General features: G+C 58.4%; 11 protein-coding genes and 3 tRNA genes. 2 read left to right on the top strand and 12 right to left on the bottom strand.

What is annotated here, in order from left to right:
• Positions 1 to 102 precede the first annotated feature (102 nt).
• Positions 103 to 828 carry an IclR family transcriptional regulator gene (locus RF641_RS01715; RefSeq protein WP_188947859.1) on the top strand — a complete coding sequence of 242 codons (726 nt, stop codon included), beginning with the start codon at positions 103 to 105 and terminating at the stop codon, positions 826 to 828.
• Positions 829 to 842: 14 nt separating this feature from the next.
• Here the strand turns inward: RF641_RS01715 and thiL are convergent, their stop codons facing one another.
• The 12 genes from thiL to RF641_RS01655 all read right to left on the bottom strand — a co-directional run bounded on the left by thiL (position 843) and on the right by RF641_RS01655 (position 12,481).
• A complete protein-coding gene (thiL, locus tag RF641_RS01710) occupies positions 843 to 1,811 on the bottom strand; it encodes a thiamine-phosphate kinase (RefSeq protein WP_424572314.1) in 969 nt (322 codons plus the stop codon).
• A 75-nt stretch (positions 1,812 to 1,886) separates the two neighbouring features.
• Positions 1,887 to 3,530 (bottom strand): GTPase, encoded by a 1,644-nt coding sequence (locus RF641_RS01705; protein WP_424572313.1) that lies wholly within the window; start codon positions 3,528 to 3,530, stop codon positions 1,887 to 1,889.
• A complete protein-coding gene (locus RF641_RS01700) occupies positions 3,527 to 5,296 on the bottom strand; it encodes a dynamin family protein (protein WP_424572312.1) in 1,770 nt (589 codons plus the stop codon). Before RF641_RS01700 ends, RF641_RS01705 begins: the two co-directional genes overlap by 4 nt.
• A 95-nt stretch (positions 5,297 to 5,391) precedes the next feature.
• A tRNA-Glu gene (locus RF641_RS01695) sits at positions 5,392 to 5,467 on the bottom strand.
• 36 nt (positions 5,468 to 5,503) lie between these two features.
• Positions 5,504 to 5,579 (bottom strand) — tRNA-Glu (locus RF641_RS01690).
• Between the two features lie 48 nt (positions 5,580 to 5,627).
• Positions 5,628 to 5,699 (bottom strand) — tRNA-Gln (locus RF641_RS01685).
• 109 nt (positions 5,700 to 5,808) lie between these two features.
• Positions 5,809 to 6,573: an HAD family hydrolase gene (locus tag RF641_RS01680; RefSeq protein ID WP_424572311.1), complete on the bottom strand. Its 765-nt coding sequence runs from the start codon at positions 6,571 to 6,573 to the stop codon at positions 5,809 to 5,811.
• Between the two features lie 17 nt (positions 6,574 to 6,590).
• Positions 6,591 to 8,096 carry a glutamate--tRNA ligase gene (gene gltX, locus RF641_RS01675; RefSeq protein WP_424572310.1) on the bottom strand — a complete coding sequence of 502 codons (1,506 nt, stop codon included), beginning with the start codon at positions 8,094 to 8,096 and terminating at the stop codon, positions 6,591 to 6,593.
• Between the two features lie 158 nt (positions 8,097 to 8,254).
• Positions 8,255 to 9,019, bottom strand: coding sequence for a fumarylacetoacetate hydrolase family protein (locus RF641_RS01670; protein ID WP_320965158.1), 765 nt, complete (start codon positions 9,017 to 9,019; stop codon positions 8,255 to 8,257).
• Positions 9,020 to 9,067: 48 nt separating this feature from the next.
• Positions 9,068 to 10,135: a UDP-glucose 4-epimerase GalE gene (gene galE / locus RF641_RS01665; RefSeq protein WP_424572309.1), complete on the bottom strand. Its 1,068-nt coding sequence runs from the start codon at positions 10,133 to 10,135 to the stop codon at positions 9,068 to 9,070.
• 78 nt (positions 10,136 to 10,213) lie between these two features.
• Positions 10,214 to 11,308 (bottom strand): branched-chain amino acid aminotransferase, encoded by a 1,095-nt coding sequence (locus RF641_RS01660; protein WP_320965156.1) that lies wholly within the window; start codon positions 11,306 to 11,308, stop codon positions 10,214 to 10,216.
• Positions 11,309 to 11,422: 114 nt separating this feature from the next.
• Complete coding sequence (locus RF641_RS01655; protein ID WP_424572308.1) at positions 11,423 to 12,481, bottom strand: 3-isopropylmalate dehydrogenase; 1,059 nt, start codon at positions 12,479 to 12,481, stop codon at positions 11,423 to 11,425.
• Between the two features lie 202 nt (positions 12,482 to 12,683).
• Between RF641_RS01655 and RF641_RS01650 the strand changes: the two genes are divergently transcribed.
• On the top strand, positions 12,684 to 13,895 hold the full coding sequence (locus tag RF641_RS01650) for a sensor histidine kinase (protein ID WP_424572307.1): 1,212 nt from the start codon (positions 12,684 to 12,686) through the stop codon (positions 13,893 to 13,895).
• The last annotated feature ends 2 nt before the right edge of the window (positions 13,896 to 13,897 follow it).

The following is a 13,897-nucleotide window of genomic DNA, read 5'->3' as shown; positions in this document are numbered from 1 at the left end:
CTCAAGCTACGTACTTTTGATATCTCAACTGTGACACTTCATAGAAGGACATTTCCAGTATGCGGACTTGAATCTCAAATGCTGAGACGGGAGAATTGAGATATGACAACAGGAAGCGGCGTAGGCGTGCTCGATAAGGCAGCCGCCATTCTCAATGCGTTGGAGAACGGGCCCACCACGCTCTCGCAGCTGGTGGAACTGACACAGATTTCCAGGCCAACCGTGCATCGAATCGCGCAGTCCCTGGCTCACCACGGGCTTGTAGGAAGGGATCTGCACGGCCGTTTCGAGCTGGGCAGCCGCCTGGTGGAACTTGCCAGCGCCGCCGGTGAAGACCGTCTGGTCAGTGCCGCGGGACCCATCCTCCTCAAGCTCCGCGATCAAACCGGCGAGAGCACCCAGGTCTTCCGCAAGCAGGGCGACTTCCGCGTCTGCATTGCCAGCGCAGAACGCCCGGTTGGACTGCGCGACACCATCCCCGTGGGCACCCAGCTATCCATGAAAGCTGGTTCCGCTGCACAGGTCCTTCTGGCTTGGGAAGACAACGAGCGGATGATCGACGGCCTGCATCATGCCCGGTTCACGCCAACGATTCTGGCCGGAGTACGCCGACGCGGCTGGGCGCAGTCGCTGGGCGAGCGTGAGCCCGGAGTTGCTTCGGTATCGGCGCCGATCCGAGGCCAGTCCGGTCGGGTCATTGCCGCATTGTCGATGTCCGGCCCGATCGAGCGCCTCACCCGCCAGCCGGGAAAGATCTTCCATGAATCGGTTGTCGCCGCCGCGAATGAGCTGTCGGAATTGCTCCGGGCCCAGGCCGAACGCCCCTGAGGCCGGGGCAGCATTTAGCCCTCGCGGTTCAGTGCGGCGGAAAAATGGTCGAATCCGCGCGACCCATTGACGATCTGCCCATCGATTTTCACCAGGGCCCGGCGGCCAGTCTGGGCGCTGGCCTCGCCGATAACTGTGAATTCTTCAGGGATTGCGGCACCCTTCGGGAACACCGCGAGCAGACCGAAATCCTCTCCGCCTTCGAGAACCCATTGCATCGGATCCGCGTTGAGAAGCAGCGCCGCCGGCTCCAAACGGGCGGCGAAGTCCTTGAATGAGTCTCCGTTGAGGTTCAGGTTGACGCCGCTGGCCTTGGCCAGGCGCGAAGCATCCTTGATCAGGCCATCGGAAATGTCCATCATGGCGCTTGCCCCGGCGTAGGCCGCACGGGGACCCGATTCCAACGGCGGGGTCGGTTTGCACTGGGAATCAACAATCCTGCGGACCGACCGGTTCCAAGTCTGCCATTGCGTACTTCCGTCGAGTACCGCGAGCCCGGCGCCGGCAGAACCCACTCGGCCTGCAATGGCAACACGGTCCCCTGCTTTGGCACCGCTACGCAGCACCTTGCCGTGCTCGCATTCTCCGATGACGGTAGTGGTCACGGAGATTTCGGTGGCTTTGCCCAAATCTCCGCCGATGACTGCCAGCCGGCCTGCGCCCAGGCCTTCAACCGCTGCGGAGATTCCCTTGGAGAATTCCTTGACCCATTCAATGCTGGTGTGTTCGGGCAGCGACAGGGAGATGACGGCGCCCGTGGGAACGCCGCCCATTGCATTGATGTCCGAGACATTTTGGGCGATTGACTTCCACCCGATGTCAAAGGCCTTGTGCTCGAAACCGCTGTCCCAATACAGTCGAAAGTCCTGATTCTCAACGAGGGTGTCAACGGACACCACGATCTCTGAGCCCGCAACGGCCAACGCCCCGGCGTCGTCTCCAGGGCCAAGGGGCGCTTGTTTGGAGTCCAGAAGAGGCAGCATGGCATCAAGGATTCCCTGCTCCCCTAGGTCGCCGACAGTCGGGAACTTGCTAGCTTGGTGATTCGTCACAGAGTATTAATCGGCTTTCTTCGCGGCCTGGTTAATGAGATCCGCATAGCTGTTGAATTGGTCCAGGTGCGCAGCGACAGGATCCACGATGTTCTGGCGGACAACGCCTGCAACCGAGCGTTCGAGATTCCGGTGCACACGCTTTCTCTTCATCTTAGCGACCATTCGATTGACAAATGAACCGGCGATCCCCAGGACGATACCGAGCAGTAGCCCGAGCAAAAGCATGAGCGTGGGGACCGGGAAACCTTCCACCTTCGGGGGCTCCGGAACATCGAATTGCAGGTAGCCTGCTACGGCAAGGGCACCGAGCCACAGGGCGCCAGCCAATGCCACCACAATCGAGGCCCATTGGAGAACCCTCGTCAAGGGCCACCACCACGACTTCTTGTCCACGGCGAGGTCCGTAGACGCAATGGCCAGGTCAATTTCCTGGTCCATTGTCCCCAGTCGGTCAGCAGCACTCGCCCTGAGATTGTCTGTCCAGCCCGCGGGCAATCCGTCCGATGCCCTGGAGAGGTAGGTGTTGACCGAATGCCTGATGCCTGCTGATTGCGCCGCGGACAGCGGCGGCCTGGAAGTCAGGGCCAGCTCGGGACGCTCGTGGTTCCGACCCAGGTTCATCCGCTTCAGCGGGTCGTTCTTGAAACGAACCAGCCAGCTGGTCAAGGGCCAGCCGGTGTGGGAGGAGGCTCGGAGCAAGTAGGATTTGGCCGCCGCGTCTGCAATCACATTCACTCCGTGGGCGGCGGCGATGCCTTGCTCCAGCTCAGCCTGATCAAGCTTCCCCGGAGCGTTGACCTGTTCCACGCCAAGTTCGGCAACGAGACGATGAACCACTTGATCAACGTCGGCCTTCAGCCGTCGAATCGACAACGCCTTGTTTTCCGCGAGCTTTGCGATTCGCGCCCGCAAGGCGTCGATACCTTCGCCGGTCTTTGATGATACCGGCAGGACCTCCAGTCCCCTGAATCCGTCTTGGGCAAGAAGCCCTGTCAGCGAATTTTGGATCTCCGCTCGATCGGATGGTGCAACAAGGTCAATCTGGTTCAGCACCACCAGCAAGTTGCCTTCCAAGGATGCCAAACCATCAAGATAGCCCCGGTGTATGGATGCATCTGCGTACTTCTGCGGATCCAGCACCCACACCATCACGTCAACCTGGCCGGACAACCTGTCGACAATTTCGTGGTGGCCGAGCGCGGTTGAGTCCATGTCTGGAAGATCCAGCAGGATGAGCCCTCCGCTCGTGCCAGTGCCACGCGAAGCTCTGCCAGTTCCGAGCATTGAATCAACCACGTGCCGCTCGTCAACTTCGAGCCAATCCAGCAATTCTCCTGACCCATCAGGGTTCCAAATCGCCGCGATGGTTTTCGTGGTTGTCGGTCGAATGACCCCGGTCCGGGCCAGCTGCGCTCCGGCCATTTCATTAAATAGGCTCGATTTCCCGGAACCCGTAGCTCCGAAGAGACCGATGACCACGTGGTCAGCGGACAGCTGGCGCCTGGTTTGGGCGCGGGAGATCACCGTTGCCGCAAAGTCCACAGTTTCCGGGTCGAGGTGAGGCTCGCCAAGCTGCACCGCCTCGGAGATGGCCTCGATCTGGCTCATGAGGCTGGATTGCGCCCTGAGTACTTTGCGCTCGCTCATACGTGATGACCTTTCGGGCCTTGGGCGCGAATAAACTCTGCGAGGGCTTTTAGTTCTTCGGGCTGCTGGTGGGTCGTGATGACGCTACGGTAGACGTCGGCGTTCGTGGTGATCAGCTCGCGCGCACGCTCTTCGAGCATGACGCTGGCCCTGGCCGCCATCCGCCGCACGGCGTCTTCACCGAATATGGCTTCCAGCAGTTTTTGGCCGACGACCGCAGATCCTCCGGCGACGCCGAGCTCCAGTCCGGTCAGTCCCGCGGTCGAGGCGAAAACGACAACCATGAGAATCACCGCGATACCGTTCACGCCGAAAGCCGCCATCCGCGCGGTCTTACGTTTTCCAGCGCCTTCTTCCCGGATCATTGTGAGGATGTCTTTTTGCCATTCGCGCACGGTCTGGCTTGCCAGCTCGCTCAGGTCGCCGGGCAGTCTCGGAGTGGGCAGTTCGCGACTGAGTTCCTGCCCCATGGGCGTCGTGCGCCAAACCCGGTCTAGGCTCGCTGCCGCTTCGGTAATCTCTGCAACGAATATCGCATGGAGGCCCGTTTCAATCGCCTGTTCAACTTTGTTGCTCGCCGGTGGTCGCCCGGAGAAGAAGGAACCAATGCGGTCGCGAATGCGGCCTACGCTTCCTTCAATTCCACGCAGCAGTTCGCCTGCACCGACAAAATCCTGCCATCTGGCCAAGATTTCTCCGCGCAGCAAGGAGCCACCCTTCAGCGCAGACTTCACCACGTCCAGTGCCTGGTTGAAGCGCTGGTCAACACCGATGATCAGTTCCTGCAATTGTGCTTCCTGGTCTTCAAGCTCTGCGTAGAGTTCGCTCACGTCCGCAGCAGACCGCTTAAGCGCACCGTCAAGAGTCTGCACCGCGATGCGTTTCCGTTCCTGAGCGTCTTCGGCCAAGGCTCCAAGCCAGCTAGAAATTGGTTGCGTCAGCTCTCGCGGCAATAATTTGCGTTGGTCGAGCTCCATCTCATGAATCACGTGGATATCAGAAGATCCCAGTCCCCTTTCTGCGAGCAGCCGTTGTAAATCAGGGAGGATTTCCACTTCTGCGCCGGCCGGCACACGATTGAGCACGATGCTGACCGTGATGTTCCGCGCTCCGGCTTCCGTGAGCAAATCCCAGGGCAGCGCGTCCGCGTAGCGGTTAGCGGTCGTGACGAATATCCATAGGTCCGCCGCGTTCAAAAGCTGCGCCGCGAGCGCGCGGTTTTCATCCGAAATGGAATCAATGTCCGGCGCATCAACGAGGGCTATCCCGGAGGGAACTTTTGAGTGTGGAGCGAGCCGCACTGACTGGGAATTCGTTTCGGCGTCGTGCTGTTGATACCCGGACTGAGTCTGCCTTTTCAAGGCGGGAAGGATCCGTCGATCTTCAAACCACGACGCATCGGAGGGATTGTAGGCAAGGACAGGCATGCGAGTTGTCGGCCGAACGGTACCGGACGCGCTGACCGACTCATCAAGCAGTGAATTCACCAGGGTGGATTTCCCGGCGCCGGTGGAGCCGCCGACAACGATGAGCAGTGGCGCATGGAGATTTTCCAGCCTCGGAACAATGTAGTCGGCGATCTGATGAATCGTCTTGGCTCTGAGTACTTCGCTGGGAAGCATCGGATTGGAAGCGGCAAGCAGAAAAGTGAGCCTGTCTAGTGCGGAGCTCAGGGCAGTCAGCTGCTTGATGGTTTTGAGTGCATCACCTGACTTCTCTGGGGTAGCTGCACCTCCAGCAGAACGGGAATCCGAATATGCCTCCATGTGACCATCTTGCCCTATGCGGGGAGGTTATTTGAAACACATCGAGAAGATTTGGCTGGATATACAACAAGCCACAGATTTACCTGTGGCTTGATTGGTGACCCCAACGGGATTCGAACCCGTGTTGCCGCCGTGAGAGGGCGGAGTACTAGGCCGCTATACGATGGGGCCGTATATTCCCTTGCGGGAGGGCCTGCGAAGAATGCTTGGTGACCCCAACGGGATTCGAACCCGTGTTGCCGCCGTGAGAGGGCGGAGTACTAGGCCGCTATACGATGGGGCCGTATGCCAAGAATTTCTTCTCAGCTCATCAAATTACCTTGATGAAGCGCTGGGATACCAGGACTCGAACCTAGAATGACGGAACCAGAAACCGTTGTGTTGCCAATTACACCATATCCCATAGTGACTTGGGCTTTCAGAGTAAATTGATGAATCAATTCTCACTGATCGCTTCAGCACGAGATATAACTATACCGACGTTCTGGAATCAACACAAATCGACGGCCGTCCTAGGAATCAGCATGAATCCTGTCGAAACCTTCATCGATTAACTCTGCCAAAACCCATAGGTCGCGGATTCGAAACCCCGAGAAATCCTGGTGGACAGGCCCGCGGTCGAGTAGTACCGCGGGAAGTCCTGCATTGCGGGCTCCTGCATAGTCGTTGACAGGATTGTCCCCCACGTAGAGCGTCCGTTCTGGTCGACTGCCGAGTCCTTTGCAGCCCGCGAGAAACGGTGCGGCCGCAGGCTTCGGGGCGCCGGCAGTATCGGAACCGACAACAACGTCAAATCCGGGCAGCCCAGCAATTTCCAATTTTGCCCGTTGGTAGGATTCAAGGTTGTTGCTGACCGCGCCGAAAGGAATTCCCATGACCTTGAGCTGTTCCAGGTGCGGCGTGACGTCGTCAAAGGGGCGCCAATAGCTACGCACGGTTTTCTCGTAAATTGCAGCCCACGATTGGTACTGCTCCCCCGCCGGCGGCTCCGCATTCACGAGTCCAAATGAATGCCGCAGGCGCATTTCACGCTGCTCCAGGAAAGTCAGCTCGCCTGCCATGTAGCGTTCGTAGGCTCCGGCTTTGTCATCGGCAAACGCGGCGGCAACAGCACTTGCCCCCGCTTCGTCCACGTGGCCAAGCTCTTCGGTTGTGAGCTCCAAGAATGCCGCGATTGCCGCTGCCCGAAGGTCCACCAGGGTGTCGTCAATGTCAAAAAGTACGCCTTGGATGGATCCCGTACCGGATCCACCCAAGGCGTTGCGTACTTCGTTCACGAAATTGGAGTTTTCCGCTACCGTGAAGCGCCGAAGGTGCGCAGACGGTTTAGGCTCGAATCCCGGCCAAGGATTTCCATGGATTCAAACAACGGCGGCGAGACGCGCTTGCCGGAAACGGCAACGCGTGCCGGTCCGAACGCCTGGCGCGGCTTCAATTCCATCTCTTCCACCAGCTTGGTCCGCAGGGCATTCTGGATCTCTTCCGCGTTCCAGTTCTGCACGCCTTCCAACGCCTCAAGCGAGGCATTCACCACTTCACCCAGGTTGGCTGGCATGCCTTTGAGCGCCTTGTCTTCAACAACAATCTCGTCATCATTCTTGAAGAGGAATTCAAGCATGTCTGCAGCTTCGCCCAGCAGGGTGATGCGCTCCTGGACCAAGGGCGCGGCCTGGTCGAGGATCTCGTTTTCATGGTCAGTGAGTTCCTCACCGACGAGGCCTGCGGCCTGGAGGTAGGGAACCAGACGATTGCGGAAGTCCGTCGGTTCCAGCATGCGAACGTGCGTGCCGTTGATGGCTTCGGCCTTCTTCACGTCGAATCGAGCCGGATTCGACAGCACGTCGGTCACGTCGAAAGCCTTGATCAGTTCTTCGCTGCTGAAGATGTCCTGATCCGCGCTCAGGGACCAGCCGAGCAGCGCCAGGTAGTTCAGCAGGCCTTCGGGAATGAAGCCGTTCTCGCGGTGCAGGAACAAGCTCGATTCGGGATCGCGCTTAGAGAGCTTCTTGTTGCCCTGGCCCATCACGTATGGGAGGTGCCCGAACCGCGGCATGTACTCGGCAACACCTACATCATGCAGCAGTGCGTAGAGGACGACCTGTCGCGGCGTGGAAGACAGCAGGTCCTCGCCGCGTAGCACGTGGGTGACTCCCATCAGCGCGTCATCCACCGGATTAACCAGCGTGTACAGCGGCTGGCCGTTGGCGCGGACCACGACGTAGTCCGGCACGCTGCCGGCCTTGAAGGTGATTTCGCCACGGACCAGGTCGTTGAAGGTCACGTCCTCATCCGGCATGCGCACACGAAGCACTGGTTCGCGGCCTTCGGCCTTAAAAGCGGCAATCTGCTCCGCGGTCAGTTCACGGTCGAAGTTGTCGTAGCCCAGCTTTGGGTCGCGGCCGGCGGCCTTGTGCCGCGCTTCGACCTCCTCCGGCGTCGAGTAGGACTCATACAGGTGCCCCGCCTCGCGAAGCTTGGCAATGACGTCCTGGTAAATGTCGCCGCGCTGCGATTGACGGTACGGCTCATGCGGGCCGCCCACGTTGACGCCTTCATCCCAATCGATGCCCAGCCAGTCCAGCGCGTCCAGAACCTGGTTGAAACTTTCCTCGGAATCCCGCTTTGCGTCGGTATCCTCAATACGGAAAATCATCTTGCCACCGGTATGGCGGGCATAGGCCCAGTTGAACAGGGCCGTACGAATCATGCCTACGTGTGGAGTGCCGGTAGGCGATGGGCAGAAACGGACGCGAACAGGAGTGTCTTCGGTCACGGGTGGAATCAGGGAAAGATCAGTCATGATGATTCCATTCTATGCCTTCGCGCCATCGTGCCGAATTCACAGCACTAAGGCCCCCGGTCTTTGATGACCGGGGGCCAGTGCAGTACCGCCAAAATGATGATGGGAAGTTGGTGGTTTTTCAAGTTGCAATGAAAACCACGTTTGCCCAAATCGCGTTATCGGCGGAACACCGAGCGAAGGGTTCCGAGGCCCTCAAGCTCAATCTCAACTATGTCGCCGGCGTTGACAAGACCCACGCCTGCAGGGGTGCCGGTCATGATGACATCGCCGGGAAGCAGCGTGAAGGCTTCGGAAGCCCGCGCGACGAGTTCGGAAACCGGCCAGATCATGTCCCGAGTGGAACCATCCTGGCGGACCTCGCCATTCAGGCGCGTAGTGATCGCGACGTCATCAGGATCTTCCAGTTCGGTTTCGATCCATGGTCCGAGCGGGCACGAACCATCGAACCCCTTGGCACGAGCCCACTGCGGGTCGGTGCGCTGCGCGTCCCTGGCAGTAAGATCGTTGGCAATCGTGTATCCGAAGATGACGTCGCTGGCCTTTTCTGCCGGCACGTCCTTGCAGATACGTCCAATGACGACGGCCAGTTCTCCTTCGAAGGAAACCTCCTGCGAAAACGCCGGAAGGGTCACCGGTTCGCCGTGACCGACCACCGAGGTATTCGGCTTCAAGAACATCAGCGGCTCCGGCGGGACCTCGTTGCCGAGCTCCTTGGCGTGCTCACTGTAAGTTCGGCCGAATCCGACGACCTTGGATCGCGGAATAATCGGCGCTACCAGACGAACGTCGTCAAGGGGGTGCACAGCACCGGTGGTCTTGATGCCTTGGAAGAACGGATCCCCGGCTAGGACGTGAACGTTTTCTCCATCGACAACTCCGTAAAGTGGGTCGCCGTCAACTACAAATCGTGCAATGCGCATAATTCAACCCTATCTCGCTCTGGCCACTGCCTGGCAAGCTCTGGCGGCTTACTTGTTGCAGATAAATTCGTTTAGTTCGTCATCACTCATCGTTTGGAACTCAAGGTCCGGGAAACCTGTCGGGTTCTGGCTCTGCCAGCGCCACATGTCGCCCACCATCTGCTCGAGTCCGCGCTCGGCCTTCCACCCAAGATCAAGGCGGGCTTTCTCCGGGTCGGCATAGTTCTCAGCAACGTCGCCGGTCCGCCGTTCCACGATCTCGTACGGCACAGGGCGCTTCGAGATGCGGGCGAACGCATCGATGACCTCCAGCACGCTGGATCCGGCTCCGGTGCCCAGATTCCAGACGTGGGCACCAGTTGACTGCTGCAGGTACCCGAGGGCCGACAGGTGTCCTGCCGCTAGATCCATAACGTGGATGTAGTCCCGAACGCCGGTTCCGTCGGCCGTCGGATAATCACCGCCGAAAACATTGACCTTTTCCCGCACTCCCACGGCAACCTGGGCGACAAACGGCATGAGGTTATTCGGGATGCCTTGCGGATCCTCGCCGATCTCGCCGGATTCGTGGGCTCCTACAGGGTTGAAATATCGCAAGTTGGCGATGGACCAGCGCGGGTCTGACGCCGCCAATTCTTCGAGCATTTCCTCGATATGAAGCTTCGTGCGTCCATAGGGATTGGTAGCGCTACGGGGCGTTGATTCCAAAAGTGGCAAGGCCGTCGATTCGCCGTAAACAGTCGCGGATGAACTGAAAACGAGGGTCCGGCAATCGACTGCTTCCATCGCATCCAGAAGATTCAGCGTACCGGTAACGTTGTTGCGGTAGTACCGCAACGGTTGGGCTACGGACTCTCCCACGGCTTTCAATCCGGCGAAATGGATCACCGCATCCGGACGCAGGGACTCGAAGATCGAGTTCGTTGCCGCGGCATCGAGCAAGTCGACATGGTGAAGCTCCGGCGCCCGTCCCGCTAGCTGCGTAACGCGGCGAATAGACTCCGGCGAAGAATTGCTGAAGTTGTCGATAATGGAAACACGGAAACCCTCCTGCAACAACAGAAGGACGGTGTGGGAGCCAATGTACCCTGCTCCACCGGTTACCAGAACGTGCATGCCAAAAATCCTCACTCAAGACGAATTGCCTGTGCAATTAATATTGCACAGGCAATTCTACTAATATTTTTCTAGGCGTTAGGCCAAACGCTCCAGCCAGCCGTGGCGGTCTTCGACCGTTCCGCGTTGGATCCCAAGCAGTTCCTCACGGATCGACATCGTGACCTCGCCGGCTTTGGCGTTCTCCTCGCCGATGAGCTCCGTGCCGTTCTTCAGAACGCCAATCGGGGTGATCACTGCAGCGGTCCCGCAGGCGAAGACCTCGGTGATTTCGCCACTGGCAATGCCTGCACGCCATTCATCGAGGGTGATGCGACGTTCTTCGACGTCCATTCCCCGGTCCTTGGCGAGCTGGATCACGGACGAGCGGGTAACGCCTTCAAGGATGGTTCCGGTCAGCGCCGGAGTCACGAGCTTGTTGTCCTTGGTAACGAAGAACACGTTCATGCCGCCAAGTTCTTCAACCGCATTGTCGTTGAAAGGATCCAGGAAGAGCACCTGCTTGCATCCGTTGTCCTCGGCTTCAAGCTGGGCAACGAGCGATGCCGCATAGTTTCCGCCGCACTTGGCCGAACCGGTACCGCCCCGGCCTGCACGCGCATAATTCCGGGACACCCAAATAGCCACCGGCTTCAGTTCTCCACCGAAGTAGTTGCCTGCTGGCGATGCGATGACCCGGAAGGAAACTTCGCGCGCTGCACGAACGCCCAGGAACGCCTCGGTGGCGATCATGAATGGACGCAGGTAGAGAGCCTCGCCGTCACCCGTTGGCACCCAGTCGATATCGGAAGCAACGAGCTTGCGCAGCGACTCCACGAATACGTCCTCGTCGAGCTGGGGCAAAGCCAAGCGTGCTGCCGATTTATTCAGTCGGGCGGCGTTCGCGTGGGGACGGAACGTCCAGACAGAGCCGTCCTCATGACGGTAGGCTTTCAGGCCTTCAAAGATTTCCTGGCCGTAGTGGAGCACAGAGGCAGCAGGATCCAGTGCGATAGGGCCGTATGGTTCGATGCGAGCATCATGCCAGGTACCGCCGTGGCCTTCACCGCTGGCCGACCAGTCAATGACTGCGGTGTGGTCGGTGAAGAAATCCCCGAAGCCCGGGTCGGCAAGAACCTTTGCGCGGTCCGCTGCGCTCTTGCGGTTCGTTGAGAGATTTTCGGTGAATTCCATCTAACCTTGGACTTCCTAATTCAAGTACGAGCAACGGGTGTCCCACAAATTTGCGGAACACCCGTTTGTGGATTAGCTTCCGGTTACTTAAAGACCGGGAACTTCCCTTTTAGCTTATGCCAGCAGGGCTACAATTGCATCGCCAATTTCGCTGGTGGTGCGGTGATCGGTCAGTTCCTGACGTGAAGTGATCTCTTTTTCGACTGCCCGTTCAACAGCCTTGGACTCTTCAGAGAGTCCCAAATGATCAAGCATCAACGCGACGGACAGGATCGCCGCGGTCGGATCGGCCTTCTGCTGGCCGGCAATGTCAGGCGCGGATCCATGTACAGGTTCGAACATCGACGGGTAGGTCCGCGACATGTTGATGTTGCCGCTGGCCGACAGACCAATGCCGCCGGTGATTGCGCCGGCCTGGTCCGTCAGGATGTCACCGAAAAGATTGTCCGTGACAATGACATCAAACCGGGCAGGGTCGGTGGTCAGGAAAATCGTCGCAGCGTCCACGTGGAGGTAATCATGGGTTACCTCCGGGAAATCTGCTGCGACCGCTTCGACAGTCCGGCGCCACAAGTGGCCGGCATGGACCAACACATTGTGCTTGTGAACCAGAGTCACGTGCTTGCGCTCGCGCCGGGAAGCGCGCACAAAGGCATCACGGACAACGCGTTCCACGCCGTAAGCGGTATTCACCGACACTTCGGTGGCAATTTCGTGCGGGGAGCCCGTACGCACGGAGCCGCCGTTGCCCACGTAGGGACCTTCGGTGCCTTCGCGCACAACAATGAAATCGATATTGCCCGGATTGGCCAGCGGGCTTTCAATGCCCGGATAAAGCTTGGAGGGACGCAGGTTGACGTAGTGATCCAGCGCAAAGCGAAGCTTCAGCAGCATTTCACGCTCAATCAGCCCCGAAGGAATGCGGGTGTCGCCGGGCGCGGCACCTACCGCACCGAACAAGATAGCATCGTGCTTCTTGAGACTCTCCAGGGTCTCCTCTGGCAGAGTTTCACCGGTTTCCAGCCAATGCTCGGCCCCCAACTTGTAGGTGGTCAGGTTGACCTCCTTGCCACCACCATTGGTGACAAGGTTCAAGACTTTGACGGCTTCCGCGACGACTTCTGGTCCAATGCCATCCCCAGGGATGACTGCAATTTCAAAAACTTTTCCCATAGCACCAAGCCTATCGAATCAAGTCCAACATGTGAGAGCCCGTCTCAAATAGTGAAAAATGTTAGCTTTCCGCTCTTCCGACTTCAGACTCGGGTATGAGGTATCTCTGCATGGGGGCAACTAAACTTAAATGCGATGCACCGTTCAGGGCATTCGTGGCAACCGTGTGCAACAGCACGTATTCCTATATCCAGAGGCGTAGTTGATCCTTTCAAACCCGCATCGCCGAATTGATCGGTGGATTCGCGAAAATTCGAGCAAAGTGGATTTTGCAACGGGCCTAACCTATACGCTCTTTTGCCTGCTCTTGACGGCAACCCTCGGGTTCAGCAGTTCGCTATTGACTACTCTTTCGCTAGTTGCCATTTCCTTGATGCAAACCGCACCCTTGATGATGCGCCGTTCCAAGCCATGGCTCGCGACACTCATTGTCACGTCAGGGCATCTGCTGCAGCTGGCCTTTGCAGGGCTAGTCCTGCCCTCGCAGCTATCCGTCCCAATCATGGTCTATACGATGGCTGTCTATGGAAAACGGTGGCAGTCCTTCACCACCTTGGGTTTCGGGTTGCTTGGAGCCTTGTTGGCTACATTCAGCATGTTCAACGGCGCCAACTCGTCCTACAGCTTCTTCAGCTTCGACATGATGGTGTCATTCGTCGGGCTGGCCCTGGTCGTTACCGTTTCGTGGACCTTCGGCGACCTTGCGCGTAACCGCCGTCTGACAATGAAAGCCTTGCAGGACCATGCCGCGCGTCTGGAGAATGAACGCATCATCGAACGCGATCTGGCTGCCGCCGATGAACGAAACCATATCGCACGTGAAATGCATGACATCGTAGCCCATTCCTTGTCCGTCATCATCACACAAGCTGATGGTGCCCGCTACGCCGCTGTGAAGGATCCATCAGTAGCCATCGACACCCTGAAAACTGTCTCTGATACTGGGCGTGCGTCCCTCCGTGAAATGCGAAGATTACTTGGCGTCTTACGCAAGGACGAAGAAGTCGAAAACCGTCCGCTGCCCACTTTGGAGAACTTACCGGATCTCGTCCAGAACGCTGAAACTGCCGGGTTGGATGTTCGTTTCGGCATTGAGGGATCTCCACGAAAAGAACTGCCGGCAGGCGCTGAGCTTACCGCCTATCGGAGCGTCCAGGAAGCACTGACGAACGTAGTCAAGCATGCAGGACCGAACACCACTGCATCCGTACAGCTCAGTTGGATCTCGCGTGGGCTGGAAATCCGCATTGAAGACGATGGTCGTGGTGCTGGTTCCCTGACTTTCGACGGGCAAGGCTACGGGTTGCAAGGCATGAGCGAACGTGTCGCCCTATACGATGGAACCTGCAGTGCCTCTCCGAGAACAGGTGGAGGATTCACAGTTTCCGTATTCATTCCCTACTCGGAGGACTAACA

Origin of the sequence: Arthrobacter sp. 'calajunan', from assembly GCF_046940185.1 — a bacterium.
Classification (GTDB): domain Bacteria; phylum Actinomycetota; class Actinomycetes; order Actinomycetales; family Micrococcaceae; genus Glutamicibacter; species Glutamicibacter soli.
Note: the sequence above shows the minus strand (reverse complement) of the source record. Positions and strands in the feature narration are given on the sequence as shown.